The sequence below is a fragment of the Paenalkalicoccus suaedae genome (assembly GCF_006965545.2).
Lineage (GTDB): Bacteria > Bacillota > Bacilli > Bacillales > Salisediminibacteriaceae > Paenalkalicoccus > Paenalkalicoccus suaedae.
Genome location: NZ_CP041372.2, coordinates 887709 through 903094, shown reverse-complemented (window position 1 = coordinate 903094; position 15386 = coordinate 887709). Strand labels below are relative to the sequence as shown.

12 protein-coding genes are annotated in these 15386 nt (G+C 43.2%); 3 read left to right on the top strand and 9 right to left on the bottom strand.

What is annotated here, in order from left to right; genetic code table 11:
* Positions 1-337: 337 nt before the first annotated feature.
* The 4 genes from cydC to FLK61_RS05060 form a co-directional block, all read right to left on the bottom strand.
* Positions 338-2029 carry a thiol reductant ABC exporter subunit CydC gene (gene cydC / locus FLK61_RS05075; RefSeq protein ID WP_176008427.1) on the bottom strand — a complete coding sequence of 564 codons (1692 nt, stop codon included), beginning with the start codon at positions 2027-2029 and terminating at the stop codon, positions 338-340.
* Positions 2026-3744, bottom strand: coding sequence for a thiol reductant ABC exporter subunit CydD (gene cydD / locus FLK61_RS05070; RefSeq protein ID WP_176008426.1), 1719 nt, complete (start codon positions 3742-3744; stop codon positions 2026-2028). The genes cydC and cydD overlap by 4 nt, the downstream gene beginning before the upstream one ends.
* Before the next feature lie 93 nt (positions 3745-3837).
* Complete coding sequence (locus tag FLK61_RS05065; protein ID WP_176008425.1) at positions 3838-4350, bottom strand: GrpB family protein; 513 nt, start codon at positions 4348-4350, stop codon at positions 3838-3840.
* Between the two features lie 776 nt (positions 4351-5126).
* Positions 5127-5732 (bottom strand): YpjP family protein, encoded by a 606-nt coding sequence (locus tag FLK61_RS05060; RefSeq protein ID WP_176008424.1) that lies wholly within the window; start codon positions 5730-5732, stop codon positions 5127-5129.
* 189 nt (positions 5733-5921) lie between these two features.
* Between FLK61_RS05060 and FLK61_RS05055 the strand changes: the two genes are divergently transcribed.
* Positions 5922-7088: a TraB/GumN family protein gene (locus FLK61_RS05055; RefSeq protein WP_176008423.1), complete on the top strand. Its 1167-nt coding sequence runs from the start codon at positions 5922-5924 to the stop codon at positions 7086-7088.
* A gap of 247 nt (positions 7089-7335) precedes the next feature.
* On the top strand, positions 7336-9684 hold the full coding sequence (locus tag FLK61_RS05050) for an S-layer homology domain-containing protein (RefSeq protein WP_176008422.1): 2349 nt from the start codon (positions 7336-7338) through the stop codon (positions 9682-9684).
* Between the two features lie 515 nt (positions 9685-10199).
* On the opposite strand, the gene FLK61_RS05045 is transcribed toward FLK61_RS05050, so the two are convergent.
* The 3 genes from FLK61_RS05045 to FLK61_RS05035 all read right to left on the bottom strand — a co-directional run bounded on the left by FLK61_RS05045 (position 10200) and on the right by FLK61_RS05035 (position 12768).
* Complete coding sequence (locus FLK61_RS05045; RefSeq protein WP_176008054.1) at positions 10200-11066, bottom strand: IS3 family transposase; 867 nt, start codon at positions 11064-11066, stop codon at positions 10200-10202.
* Positions 11030-11593, bottom strand: a complete 564-nt coding sequence (locus tag FLK61_RS05040; protein ID WP_176007880.1) for a helix-turn-helix domain-containing protein — start codon at positions 11591-11593, stop codon at positions 11030-11032. Before FLK61_RS05040 ends, FLK61_RS05045 begins: the two co-directional genes overlap by 37 nt.
* A gap of 545 nt (positions 11594-12138) precedes the next feature.
* Positions 12139-12768 (bottom strand): hypothetical protein, encoded by a 630-nt coding sequence (locus FLK61_RS05035; RefSeq protein WP_176008421.1) that lies wholly within the window; start codon positions 12766-12768, stop codon positions 12139-12141.
* 196 nt (positions 12769-12964) lie between these two features.
* On the opposite strand from FLK61_RS05035, the gene FLK61_RS05030 reads away from it, so the two are divergent.
* A complete protein-coding gene (locus FLK61_RS05030; protein ID WP_176008420.1) occupies positions 12965-13516 on the top strand; it encodes a sugar O-acetyltransferase in 552 nt (183 codons plus the stop codon).
* A 69-nt stretch (positions 13517-13585) separates the two neighbouring features.
* Here the strand turns inward: FLK61_RS05030 and FLK61_RS05025 are convergent, their stop codons facing one another.
* The gene (locus FLK61_RS05025) at positions 13586-14557 is read right to left on the bottom strand and encodes a sensor domain-containing diguanylate cyclase (RefSeq protein ID WP_176008419.1); all 972 of its coding nucleotides are present in this window, start codon (positions 14555-14557) and stop codon (positions 13586-13588) included.
* A 1-nt stretch (position 14558) separates the two neighbouring features.
* Entirely contained in the window at positions 14559-15371 is an 813-nt protein-coding gene (locus FLK61_RS05020; RefSeq protein ID WP_249777682.1) for an alpha/beta fold hydrolase, read from the bottom strand.
* Positions 15372-15386: the final 15 nt, after the last annotated feature.

Below are 15386 nucleotides of genomic sequence, written 5' to 3'. Positions count from 1 at the left end.
TTTTTATTTATGTGGAAAGTACTAATGAATGACGCGCATGGAGTAGCTTTATGCGCAAATTGCCACTGTATGTTAGTTAAAATTGCTCTTATCGCGCTAGTTGAGGTTCAAATAACGCATTTGTCTTTGGAAACTTGGGGTGATGTATGGGTTTTTAAGGAGGAAGAGGGGCATACTTTGGGTTTATGTACCTCATCCGTGAGTTATGTTCCCCATCCGTGAATTATGTGCCGCATTTCCAAGTTATGGACTTCCCCACTCGTAAAGTGGATGGACGCACCCCTGGTCATAAAGAAAACCAGACACCTTAACCAGTGTCTGGCCCCTTCATAAAAACTTACACTCCAAATAAGGAATCTTCGATAGATTTTAATTCATAGAAGTACCCTTGTTTTTGCATAAGCTCCTCGTACGTTCCGTATTCTACTAGTCTTCCATGATCCATCACTGCGATGCGGTCCCACGTTTCTAACCCGCGGATGCGGTGGCTAACAAATAGGACCGTATCTCCCTCAGAGGCTTCACGGATGTGATTTAGCACAGTCGCTTCTGTAACGGCGTCTATAGCAGATGTAGGTTCATCTAATAGCCAGAGGCGTGCCTCGTTTTTTCTTAATAGCGCACGGGCTATGGCTAAGCGCTGGCGTTCACCGCCAGAAAGATTCTCGCCACGCTCGAGTATCGTATCGTCGAGACTGAACGGGAGCTGCATCTGCGCTAAAACAGATGTTAATCCGTCATCTGTTACATCTGATTTAGCTAGTAACAAGTTATCTCGAACCGTGCCGAAGAAGAAGTGTTGGTCTTGAAGAATCGCGTTTGTGCGCTCCCACACCGCCTCCTCTTTTAGCGTAACCAAGTCATTGTTACCTAGCTTTACATGCCCACTAGCTTGCGCAATCATTCGAAGGATGAGCTGAAGTAACGTCGATTTACCGGACCCCGAGGCACCAACAATCGCGACGTTCTCTCCCTCTTTGATATGCATAGAGATGTCCTTAAGTGTTGCGCGGTTCTCATAGGCAAACGAAACGTGATCAAGTGTAACCGAAAAGGCTGTCGGCTTCTCTGTTCCTTCCGGCATTCCCTCAAGCTCGGTTACCTCCTCTAAACGCTCTGTTGCACGTTTCGAGTCCTCCTTGTACGACGGATAGGCAGCCATAGGTGCAGCGTTCTCAAATACGGTTAGGGAGACCATCACCATCATAGCTAAAAACACGCCGTCAAGCTGATCACCTGAGACTAATAAGGAGCCGATCAATAGCACGACCCAAGAGACTAATAGCGTCACACTTTGATTAAAGGACACGTTAAAGACGCGTCTTGCTCCTTGGACACCCTGTTCTGATACGTACACATCGGATTGTTCCAATAGCTCTTTTTCTTTTTGTTCTAGCCTTTGATGTAACTTCAAGTCACGATAGCCATATAAAAGCTCCGTTGCTTCTGTTGATAAATGACCTCGCTCTTTGCGAATTGTAGATGCGACTCGTCGTTGTCTGATCGAAAAGATAGCCGGAATCACTCCACCTGTAATCGCTACTCCAATCACAACAATGACAGCAATCTGCCACGAGAAAAACGACAAGAAGAATGTCGTTCCTAAAAAGATTGTCACCATCACGACTGGTGGATACCAAACGCGAAGGAAGTAATTTTGTAAGCTTTCTACGTCTCCAACAATACGTGCTAGTAAGTCCCCGCTTCGAAAGCGTTGCGACAAACTTGATGCTAACGGTTCAATACGGCTAAAGAAATGGACGCGAATATTGCTTAACATCGTAAACGTTGCTCGGTGCGATACAAGTCTTTCACCATAACGACTCAATGCTCGTGTAGCACTAAATAGCTGGAGGAGTGCAATACTGATCGTGATGATAAAGAATGGAGGCGAAATGGCCGCTACTGAAATTAAATAGCCACTGTTTGCAAATAAACTAACTGCACCAGCCCCTGCTAAAAAGCCGAGCAGAATCGATAAAAAGACATCCCGCCGTTCCTTTAATACCATTTTGGATAAAGAGATCATGATGCGTCACCTCCATGTGCACGGAACATTGCCTGATAAGTTGGTGAGTCGTGTAAGAGTTCCTCATGTCGGCCGATGCCTGTCACTTGACCGCTCTCTAAATAAACAATGCGGTCTGCTTCTTTAATCGTGTGTAGACGGTGAGCAACGGTTATCACTGTTGCGCCTTCGGAGAGCTCCTGAATAGAACGCTGTAAAATACGCTCGGTTTTGACATCTAATCCAACTGTAGGCTCGTCAAATAGAATGAAATCAGGCTTCTTAAGAAAGGCTCTGGCGAGTGCAACTCGCTGTTTTTCCCCACCTGACAACGCTCTTGCCCCTTCTCCTATCTTGGTGTCTAGCCCCTCAGAAAGCTCAGTTACTACATCCTCTAAACCAGCTTTTTTAACGGCTTGCAGGAGTTCTTGCTCACTTTTACCCAAGCCCATAGAGATATTCTCTCGTAAGGTGCCTGAGAAGAGATACGGTCGTTGCGAGATGTAGCTTAATCCGCTGAACCACTCGTGCTCGGCGAGGTCCGTGAGTGGCGTGCCGTTGACATGCACCGCACCGTCTGTAAGTGGGACCATGCCAGTGATAGCTGCGAGTAGCGTTGACTTGCCGGACCCGGTTTGACCGACTATCGCGATTCGTTCACGAGCGTTGATGTCTGCTGTGATTGGTCCTAGTGTAAATCGTTCGTCATAGGCAAACGTTAGGTTTTGAAGGCTAATAGCAGGTGCTCCTGACGCGCGCTGTGCCTGACCGAATGTAACAGGCTGCTCCTCTTGATCGAGCTCTGCTTCTATTCGCTTATATGCGGCCATTCCTCCTCTACCTGCGTGGAAGCCACTGCTCATATCCTTTAAGGATGCGAAGAATTCTGGTACGAGTATGAGCACAAAAAAGGCTGCAAAAAACGTGATGGAATCGTAAATAACGAGTCTTAATCCTACTTCGAGGGCCACAAGAGCGATGCTCAGCATGCTGATAAATTCGAGCATGAGTGAAGACAAGAAGGCGATTTTAAGCACACTCATCGTTGTGTCTCTATATTGTAAACTGCTGTATTCAATATCCTGCTGTTGCTTTTTACCTTGTCCGAATAGTTTTAACGTCGGCAACCCTTGAAGTACGTCTAAAAACTTGCCTGAAAAGGCGTTAAGCTTCTCCATTTGCTCATCTGATTTTGCTTGTGTATTTCGACCGATAATCGCCATGACGACAGGGATAAACGGCGCTGTAAAGATAAGGATGAGTCCTGATAGCCAGTCCATATAGAGGATTGCTCCGAGTAAAAAGAGTGGCACTAAGGAGGACTGCATCATAATGGGATAGTATTGACTAAAGTATGGATCGACCTCATCGACTGAGTCGAGCAATACGCTAACTTTAGACCCTGACTGTCCTTTTAAGGATGCCTGTAATGGGTTCTTTGTGTACTTTTGTACGAGCTGTTCCCGTAACGATCGCTTTGCTTTTCTAGCCATTTTTTCACCTGTGATATTATTCACAAACTGAAGCAATGCACGTAAAAGAAGCGCGACAAGTAAACCAATGAATAGCATGGCCACATCTTGTACTGCTCCTTGTTCTAGAAAAATCGTATCCACGATTGCCACAATAAAATACGCTTGGGCAATAATCGTAAGTCCAATTAGCATCGAGACGAACAGCAGCGTATAGCGATTTCGCGAATCCTCGCGTGCAAGTTGCTTGAGCTGCTTCGCCATAAAAGATCATCCCTCCGAATTTACATAGTACTATCATTATACGTCATAAAAGTCCTGCTATCATCCTTAACGCTTGTCGATTTTTTGACGAATTTAACGCCTGTACCACTCAAGCGCTTGCTTTTCCGTTGCGATCACAAAGGATGCTTTCCCATTAATATATGCTTCGATATCATCTGGATAGAGTGCAGCAAGCTGTTCTTTGAGGGTGCCATACGCGCGTTTCACTTCATGAAATTCTCTTAGATAATCGCGAAAGGCGAGGTGTCTCTCTACGTGCTCGCTGCCTTCTTCAAATACGTGAACATGGTGCGTGCGATCCATTTCGCCCTTCATAAAAAAGCGTCTATTCGGGATGCCGTTCTCTCCTCTAGCGATATAGTTCAACTCGCTCATTGCTGTGTTATAGCGATCCACTTCCTCTACATCCTTTACTTCTATTAGAAAATCAATGATAGGCTTTGCTGATAGTCCGTCAACGGACGTACTTCCGATGTGGTGAATATGAGTGACATTTTGTCCTAGTGCTTGGTGTAATGCTTTTGCTTCTTTGCTGAATTCTTCTGTCCATTGTTTGTTATAAGGAGTAACGATTACTTTTCTCATTTGTTGGTTTCTTCCTTTCTGTTTTTAATTAAATTGATCAAGTTCTAACTAGTTTAAATCAGCTCTCCGAGCTGTCAGCCCGCCAGACACTCTCCGACATCCATAGGGCCGGTCTTTGAGCTTCCTCGTCGGCAGGGCGCGGCTGCCGCCTTACCCTAAGCGCCTCCTGTGAGATCCGGGAAACCTCTTTCCCCTATGGACTGTCTCCGCATGTCCTTCGGGTCTGCCAGCTCTCAGTTTGATTTAAAAAGTGAAAAAGATTAGAGTCTTTCCTTGATAGAGAGGCTCTTTTTTATAGTTTTTTGGATTAAGTTAAGTGCCTTTTAGGTAATTAAAGCTTTTATGTACCGTGTGGAGAAAGAATGTACCGTATACGAAATTTATGTACCGTATTTGAGATTAATGTACCGTATAAAAAATTTATGTACCATACACAAGAGAAATGTACCGTAAGCAAGAGGTGCTCTTAAAGCTAGGCAAAGATCTATCGCCTAATAATGTAATGGAAAAAGTTTTTGTACAAGTAAAGAACCGTTCCTTCGATTCTTCGGAGCAAGAGCTGACATCTCCTAGAGGGGCACTATCGCGCAGCTACAATCCTTTCGACCGGTCTTTGGTTTGGCCGATTGAAAAGCCCGCCTAGCCTCTAAGGAAAGCGCCAGCTGGGAGCGCAGGAGAATCGAAGGGCCTTGGGTTTAACTATGTAATAAATGTAAGATGATCGAACAAAAAAGGCTGCTATGCAAGAGGAGTCTCTTGGAGCAGCCATTATGATGTTAATTTGCCATCCACTTCGGTGGCGTATTTTTATCCCAGTAGACTTCACCTATTGGGTGATGTTCTTCAAAGCCATCGTCGCTTAGATGATAGTGAAAATTAAACCAGTAGCCTTGCTTCGGCTTCATGTCTCGTCTCACGTGAAAACGAATGACGTCTTTTTCGGCGTGTTGATCATAAATATGAAAGATCTTCTCTCCGTAGCCAGAGCTTGTTGCTTCCGTAATGGTGTAATTCGGAATTAAATCATCGTCCGCTTGTTCATAAAGAGTTGTGATAACATCTTCAATCTGTGGCAAAATTTCCGTTAGGATTTCGTCTTCCACGCGATCAACAATTTTAGGACCGAGCTTCGCGAATGTTTGCTCGCGAGCAAGAGTTGTCATTTCGTCGACGTACTCATCTATGGACCACAGGGTTTCCTCACTATCTAAATGAGCAAACTCATTGCTTGTATCGTATTGATCGGTTTGTTGATCATTGCCCCCACCCGAGGACTCCCCCTCCATGGCAGATGCATCTTCATCTGCAAAGGAAGGTACGTAAAAGCCTAATGTAAGAATCGTTACTAGTACAACTACTACTCTTTGTAACCACAGTTTCATTGCCATCACCTCTTTGTGAAATCCCTTTCTCTTATTCTATCACGTCGGTGTTTTAAAAGGTATGACTAAATGGTCACAATTTTCCACCTTTTCGTGCAAAGCTTCTTAACATTCTCTTGAATTTCCTCTCTACATCATTCAATATAGAAACATGTGTATACATGAATGGATGAAATGAGGTTTCTATACATGACAGAAGAAAATGTGACCCGTATAACGATAGGTGAGAAGGAGTACATTTTAATTGGTACTGCCCACGTATCGAAGCAAAGCGCTGAGCAAGTAAAGGAAGTTATTGAGCGCGAGAAGCCAGACACCGTCGCAGTTGAGCTTGATGAGCAACGCTATCAATCGGTGATGGAGAATGATAAATGGCGCAACATGAATATTTTTAAAGTCATTCGCGAAAAAAAGGCGACGCTACTCTTTATGAACTTGGCGATTTCATCCTTCCAAAATCGGATGGCAAAGCAGTTTGGCATTAAGCCTGGTCAGGAGATGATCCAAGGCATTGAGTCAGCGAAGGAGCACGATGCAGAGCTTGTGCTCGCTGATCGGAATATACAAACGACGTTTGCGCGAATTTGGGGCAATGTCGGCTTTATGGGGAAGGCGAAGCTCATGACGCAAGTCTTTGGAAGTGTCCTTGTTCAGGAGAGCATTTCAGAAGAGGAGCTTGAGCGTATGAAGCAGCAGGACACACTAAACGCTGCGATGAATGAGTTCTCAAAGGCATTCCCAAAGCTTAAAACTCCGCTAATTGATGAGCGTGATCAGTATTTAGCTCAAAAAATCAAGGATGCGCCGGGCAACAAAATCGTTGCCGTGTTAGGTGCAGCTCATATACCTGGGATCTTAAAAGAAATTCACAATGAGCAGAATATGCAAGAGCTTGATTCTCGTCCACCAAAGTCAATTGTACCTAAAGTAATTGGTTGGGCGATTCCACTACTTATTATTTCGATCATTGCCTATACATTTATGAACAACCCTGCTGCAGGCTGGGATCAGACGATAAGCTGGCTATTGTGGAACGGGTCCTTTGCGGCTCTTGGAGCAGCCATTGCTTTTGGACACCCGCTTGCTATCATAACTGCTTTTATAGTCGCACCAATTAGTAGCTTAAATCCCCTTATGGCCGCTGGTTGGTTCTCCGGAATCGTGCAAGCAGCGTTAAAAAAGCCTAGCGTTGGCGATTTAGAAGCTTTGTCAGACGATGTACAGTCATTCAAAGGCTTTTGGCAAAACAAGGTCACTCGTATTTTATTAGTAGTAATCTTAACGAATATCGGTAGTACATTAGGTACCTTTATTGGAGGCGCCGATGTTATTCGCACCTTCTTCCAGAACCTATAAGACACATAAAAAGCATCGGAGATCTTCATGAACGTTGTGAAGATCTCCGATGCTTTTTTTATCTAAAATTCCACCTTCCTTCTATTAATTTGCGACACACTTCTCTATTGGTATCATTTTCCAACATGCAACCTCCTCCTTTATTCAAAACCTTCTGCATCTTTCCACCTAAAATCGCTTTCATCCCTTTTTTTAGTTGGGCTACTAGTTTACACTAGAGTTATCTTAAAATATTACGGAGGTCGAAATGAATAAAAAATGGATTGGTTTATCAGCTGCAACACTTTTCCTTCTCACGCAACAGGTGCACGCCGAGGAAGAAGAGACACACTCGTTTTCTCTTATCACATCTGCCGATTTGCACGGCTACATCATGCCCTATGACTATCGAACAAATGAATACACAGAGCATGGTATTGCAACCTTACATACGTTAGTTAAACAGCTTCAAGAAACAAGAGAGCAAACGTTATTTGTGGATAACGGCGACTTCATTCAAGGTAGTGATCTAGCAGAATATGAAGCTGTCACAAACCCAATTGAGCCTGGCCAAAAGCCAGCGGTCGTCCGCGCGATGGAAGTACTCGGCGTGGATGTATCCGTAGTGGGTAACCATGAATTCAACTTTGGACTCGATTTTCTAGCCAATACAATTGAAGTTGCTGAATTCCCTATATTGGCAGCAAATGTTTACGACGAAGCTACAGACGAGCGCGCTTACACGCCTTACGAGCTATTCAGCTATGACATAGGTGCTGAGGAGGAGCTTACTGTAGGCGTCATGGGTCTAACACCTCCAGGCTCCATGCAGTTTGACGGATTTTACTTAGATGGTGTGCAGTACATCACGGATATGGTTGAGGAAGCTGAGCTACTCATTCCGGAGATGAAGGAAGCTGGGGCGGATATTATCGTCGCAAATGCCCACACAGGAATTGACGCGGAATTTACTACTGGTGGCGACAATGCTGCCTATGTCCTTGCACAGGTCGAAGGAATTGACGCATTAGTGTTAGGACACCAGCACGCGGACTTCCCAGGGGGTAGCCGCTTCGATAACACAGAAGGAATTGACAACGAGAGTGGACATATCTTTGGCGTACCAGCAGTCATGCCTAACCGCTATGGCACAAAGGCAGGTACCATTGATTTCGACCTTACGTTTGAAAATGGGGAATGGGGCGTGGCTAATTCAGACGTAGCCATTCACTCTACGCAAGGCTTAGAGCCGTCTCAAGAAGTGATTGAAGTAGCTCAAGAGACTCATGAAGAAGTTATTTCGTTTTATCAAGAAGAGGTGGGTCAGTTTGAGACACCAATCACAGGATTCTTTGCACGCGTAACGGATTCTCCTTTAACGCAAATTATTAATGATGCACAAACTTGGTACGCAAAACGTGAGCTCGAGGGAACGGAATACGAAAACCTACCTGTCCTCTCAGCAGCTGCACCTTTTAGTACCTCTGTTAACATTGCAGCAAACGAAACGTTAACACGTGCTGATATGAGTGCTGTCTATCGATTCCCAAACACTATTCAAGTCGCAAAAATTAACGGGGATCAACTTAAAAACTGGTTAGAAGTGAGCGCTCGTAACTTTAATCAAATTGAGCCAAACGGTGTTGCTCAGCCACTTGTATCGTCTAACTTCCCAGGCTTTGATTTTGATGTCATTGATGGAGTTACGTACGAGATTAATCTGACGAAGCCAGAAGGCGAAAGAATTGAAAATCTTCGCTACGCGGGCGAAGCAGTAGCCTCCGATCAAGACTTTGCGATTGCACTAAATAACTATCGTGCAGGCGGTAGCGGTGGTCACGTCGAGCTTGATCTAAATGACGATATCATCGTCCGCACAAATGTGCTAAACCGTGACGCAATCATGGCTTACCTAGATGAATTCGGTCAAGTTGCGGCTGAGCCTACAAACAATTGGACATTAACTGGTGTAGAAGGCACACCACTAACGTTCTCAACTGAGGCTGCTGGCGCATCCTTTGTTGATCTATTCCCTGGCATCACTCATCAAGGGGAACGCGAGTTTACGTTTATGACAAGTGACGCTTCAGAGCCAGGCGTTCCATCGCCAACCTTCTCTGACTTAACGTCAGAGAGCTTTGCCTATCATGCGATTACAACATTAGCTGATCAAGGCGTTATTAATGGCTACCCAGACGGCACTTTCCGTCCAGAGGCATCTATTTCTCGCGCGGAGGTCGCGATTCTTTTATCAAACTACCTTGATTTACCTGAAGGCGAGCATGGATTTACGGATGTCGATACCTATCATCAGCACCTACCGGCGATCTCCGCAACCTACTCGGCAGGCATCTTCCTAGGTGATGATCGCGGTCGCTTCCACCCAGAGCAAGCTATTACTCGAGGCGAAACAGCAGCCGTGCTAGCTCGCGCATTCGCGCTTCAAAGTGACGGTGAATCAGGCTTTAACGATGGCGGTCAATTTGAAGAAGAGATTGCAGCGCTAAGTCAAGCAGGTATTACAAACGGTATTTCAGCAACGGAGTTCGGTACAGACCTTTCTGTTTCCCGTGCACAATTTGCGGCGTTCTTGTATGTACTTTCGCAAAATAGCTAATTTAGATATGTCAGATGAATGTTTAGAAGCAAAGGCTACTAGTTTTAGTAGTCTTTGCTTTTTTGTTGTGTTAGAAGCTTTGAATCTTCGATTCTCCTGCGCTCCCGGCTGGCGCTTTCCTGAGGGGGCTTACTCAACTATTTTGCCCGTCCAGGGGCCGTGCAAAAGGATTTTCGCTGCGCGAAAGGGCTCCTCTAGGAGACGCCAGCCTTCGCTTCGGAGCATCGAAGGTAACGGTCTTTAATTAAACGTACACTTCTTTTTTATTATATTACTAGGCGACAGATCGTTGCCTAGCTTTTGAAAAATGAAACTGCGGTGATTAGTAGTTTATAGTTCATTAATTTTGAGTACTGTTCATAAATTTTGGATACGGTTCATTCTTTCATCATACCGTTCATTTCTCTCTCATACGGTTCATAAAATCCTGATTGCTAAAGAGACACTTATTCAAGATCTAAAAAACCAATTAATAAGAGCCTCTTGGTGGCTACCCCTAAAAGTTAGAGTTTTTATTATGCAGCTAATTGGCTGGTTTGTGTTCGGTATTCGACTGGACTAAAACCAGCCAATTTTTCTTTTGATCGTATATGGTTGTACCAGTAAATATATTCTTCAATCTGCCTTTTTAATTCTTCGTAGCTCACTAATTTTTCTCCATAATACATTTCTTGTTTTAATATACCAAAGAAATTCTCTATTGAAGCATTGTCTGCGCAGGTTGCTTTACGTGACATGCTTTGAAATACTTTATTTTCTTTTAATGTCCTCACCCATTGGTTGTGCTGATAATGCCAGCCTTGATCGGAGTGGATAGTCGTACGATAGGTTGCCTGAGCTCCTAGTACTTCTATTGTTTCTTTTAAAGGTTCCATGACAAGATCTAATGTTGGACGTTTCTTGATACCAAACGCGATAATTTCCCCATTGTAAAGATCAAGGAGTGGATTTAAGTACAATTTCTCTTCTCCTAGACATTTGAATTCTGTAATGTCGGTTACTAATTTCTGAAAAGGAATAGGCGTGCTAAATCGGCGGGACAGTCGATTCTTCGCTACCTTTCCAACCTTACCCTTATAAGAATTGTATCTACGAGACTTCCTCATAAACTTTACGCATTTTAACCCTAATTCCCTCATAAGTCGATACACTTTTTTGTGATTAATACACCAGGCTGATTTCTTTAATTCCTTGGTAATGCGTTTATAACCATAACGTTCATGAAACGCCTTAAACAGCTCAGTAATGACTTCTTTTAGTTCTCTATCCGGATCTTCTTTCCCAAAGTTTTTCACATGATAGTGGTAGGTTGATTCTGGAATACCTACAATAACTAGAATATCTTTTAATCGGTATCCTTCTTCTTTGAGTTCGAACGCCACTGTTGCTTGTGCTTTTCGTGGAAGGCATTCGGATTCTCTCGAAAAGCTCTCAACTTTTTTAGGTAGGCATTTTCTAGCCGCAACAGTTCATTCTCGCGTTCTAGTTCGTCTTCACGTGTTAACTTCTTCTCTTCTTTTCCCTTTGATTTATTACTGTTTTTAGACATAGAAGGTCGCTCCTTTGATCTTGGTTTCAGGCCTCCTAATCCTTGTTCATTAAATGTTTTCATCCAACTGTAAATTAAAGCAGGATTATTCAATCTAAATTGTTCAGCAGTTTCCTGAAAAGAAGCACCTGTCTCAAGCATAAATTGTATCGTATCCACTTTAAATTGAACAGAGTACGCCTCATTCGTTCTTCTTCGTTTTAATCCTTCAACCCCTTGCGTTTTATAGGATCTTACCCAATTTTGTAGTGGAGTTCGAGAGGGCATATTATACTTTTTAGCTAATAATTTATACCCGAGATTTCCATTCAAATATTCGCTAACAAGTTTCATTTTAAATTCTTCACTATATTTGGCCATAAAAACACCCCCGAAAGTTAGATTATCTACTCTAACTTTCGGGGGTCGGTACCCTTTCATAATAAAAGAAGGCTCTTTTTTCATGCTCTTTTTAAATTAAACGCAAGCTTACCTACCCGGAGGACATTCGGAGACAATCCATGGGAGTAGGAGGTTTTTGAGATCCCACAGGAGGCGTTTAGGGTAGAGCGACAGCCGCACCCTGCAGGGCGAGGAAGCTCAAAAGCCGACCCCATGGATGTCGTAGAGTGTAGGTAGGGCTGACAGCTCGAAGTGTTGTAATTCTCCTTTAAAGCAAAGCATCAACCGCTAGCCTGAAATCAGCGGGAAAATCACCCACTGCTTTCTAAAGGCAAGGCTAGCTCAAAAAGCTTGCAAAGAACGCACCCTTTTTGTGATGCTTTTCAGACCGTGAAGACCACACGGTCCATGGATGTCGTAGAGTTTACGTAGGGCTGACAGCTCGGAGAGCTGATCTAAACTAGTTAGCTCTTGATCATTCTAGCCCGCAAAGCTAGTCTCAAACTAGTTAGAACTTCATCAATCTACTGCTCTTTTTCCCGATTCATTCCATACGGCATCGTATATAAATAATAGTCCTCTCTCTTATAAAGAGAATAAAACCCCTTCTCCTCGGTCGTCTCAAAGTACGATGCCGGCAACCTCTTACCTACACAAGGCGGAATCAACTTCCCCATAGTTAAAGGCGTTGTCTCTTTTGCTATAATACCTTCATAAACGAGCCCGTAAGAGAGCTTATCCTCGATCTCGATCATAATTTGATTAAATGACAAAAATGACTGACCGTCTTTACCTGAATATGCTGCATACAAGTAATACAATTCAAAATCAAGCCTTAAGAGCGTTAACAAAAAGGGTTTACGCTCCTTCTTCTTTTTAATCGCCATCATCTCCGCAAACGTAGCCTCTGCCTGCTTATGACGAGACAAAATCGCCTTTTCGATCGCCTGAAAGGTAGGTTCGATGTAGACACGTTTAGGCTTTTTAATTCCGTTATGAGCATGAAGCTCCACTTCAAATAAATAAAAGCCCTTATAATCCTTATAAATTGCTTCGTTGTTGTACATACGGCGAATATCGACGTCATGGTATCTCCTTAACGCCTGTAGCGATTCTACTGTTGGGGTTGATGGTAATGTGACCGCTTTACTCATGCTGACACCCCCTATACTAGCAGTTTATCCCGATTGAACAGAAGTCACAATTTTCTCGCACAAAATCACGCAAATCACGACTTTCTTCCTAACCTTTCCTGTAGGAAAATCAATGTACTTAGTACAAGGTGCGAGCGTTTTCCTAAACGTGTATAGTAGGCTTGTAGATAGTTAACATATAAGGAGGGCAAACTAGATGACTGAAAGAGAAAAAATGCTAGCTGGAGGCATGTATTTTCCTCAAGACGTAGAGCTCATAGCAGGTCGTGCTCGCGCAAGAAAGCTTTGTCGAACATACAATCATACGGATGAAGAGAACCTTCAGGAGCGAACCGCGATTCTTAAAGAATTACTTGGTGGCACCGGTAAAGACATTTATGTCGAATCCTCTTTTATCGTTGATTACGGGGCGAATATTTACGTCGGAGAAAACTTTTATGCGAATTTTGACTGTGTCATGCTTGATTGCTGTGAAATTCGCATTGGTGATAATTGTATGATTGCTCCAGGCGTACATATTTACACAGCTACTCACCCACTCGATGCAACCGAGCGTAATAGTGGATATGAATTCGGAAAGCCGGTAACAATTGGCGATAATGTGTGGATTGGCGGCCGTGCTGTTATTAATCCTGGCGTAACGATTGGTGATGGCGCCGTGATTGCATCAGGTGCTGTTGTCACAAAAGACGTACCAGCTAAAACAGTTGTTGGTGGCAACCCGGCTCGACCTTTAAAATCTATTTAGTTATTTTAATCAGTATCGATAGTGATATGCAAAAACGGACAACCCATTGGATTGTCCGCTTTACCTATTTTAAGATGAGAGCTCTCTTCCTCTAAACGTTACTTGGCGCCTACCATTATTTTTAGAGAAGTAAAGCGCTTCGTCCGCTCGAAGTAATAAGTCCGAAAGTGTGTCTCCCTCTTCAAAAGAGGACACTCCTCCGCTCACATATATAGGCTTCGTTGCCCAGTTTCTTATCTCTAAAAACTCCGTAAAGTGCTGTGCAAATTCATAAGCTCTGTGTCCGTTTGTCGAAGGGAGAACAAAAATAAACTCTTCGCCCCCCATTCTCCCGACAATACGTGTGGAGTTAGCGAATTCACTTAGGACTTGTGATAGCTCTTGTAGTACCTCATCGCCAATCTGATGACCAAATTCATCGTTGATACGCTTAAAGAAATCAATATCTAATAGGATAATCGAAAACGGTACATGATCAACAATCGCTCGATGAAGCATCTCTTCTAGGCGCTCCTGCATAAAACGTCGGTTATAAAGACCTGTTAGCGGATCGATTGTTGCAAGTCGCTGCAACTCCTCATTAAGCTTCGCTAGCTCCTCTTGCTTTTCTTTCGTCTGCTTTACGATATTCTCCAGCTCTTCATACGCTGTTTTGCGATCTTTCATATCCTTCTCTATCTTTCGTTTATCCTGAAGAAGATTATTTTCATACACATCTCGCGTTTTCATTTGTAGCATGACGCACATAATACGATCATCATGTACCTCTGCATTCACTAATACCGGAATCTTCATTGCGTTTTTCCCGTTAATCGTTAAATACATTTCATTTACTTTCCGATTAATTGATAGCATAGGAGGGAAGTAAGTCTGAAAGTAAACACGAGAAATATTTGTTAGCACCATATGGAAATGTCGATCGACTATTTGCTTGCGATCAAGCCCAATCCATTCAAGTAGCGTTTGATTTAGGTCAATGATGATTCCGTCTAAATCGAGCTCTAAATAGCCACACGGCGCAAAATTAAGATTAGCTTCCATATTACTTCCCCTCGTTCCGTTCTTGCAGATAATTGTTTATCCCTGTTAACAACTCTTCTGGTGCACTTAAGTGCGGGTTATGTCCCTTAGCTTCCATAATAATAAGTGTACTGTTTTGCATATTACCATGTACAAATTCACCTGATTCTATTGGCGAGATATTATCCTCTTTAGTCTGAAAAATGAGCGTTGGTGTAGTAGGAATAGATAACTCTTGTCGCAAATCAATGTAAAACGTCACTTCAGCAAATTTTTTAATAATTTTAGCATCATTATGTAAAAGACGCTTCTCAAAATCCTCTGAAAGCTCAGGACGATCAGGGTTGCTACTAGCAATCGGTGCTAGCGTTTTTGTCCACTCAGAAAAATTTCGTTCCATCATCTCAATTAACGCTTCGATCTCGTTTTCTTTAAATAAATTTGGTATATCTTCATTCGCAATATAAATGGGAGACGGTCCTACCATAATAAGATCTCTTATTAATTCTGGCCTTTTGATTGTGACAAGTAGACCTATCATAGAGCTTATAGAATGTCCGATCAGTATAAAGTCTGCGAGATCAAGTTCGTCTGCAATATCGATAATATCCTGAGCATATCCATCTAACTCTCCGTAACGGGCCTCATTATATGCTTGTTTATCAGAGTGTCCCGACCCAACGTAATCAAATAAAACAAGGCGGTAATTTTCTTTTAAGTGCGGCACTATTAGATGCCAGACTTGCTGATCTGTACCAAAGCCGTGCGCGAGCATTATTGTCGTTGTACCTTCACCTACAACCGTCACATTATTTCTTCTTAAAATTGGAGTCAATTAACTTCCCCCTTA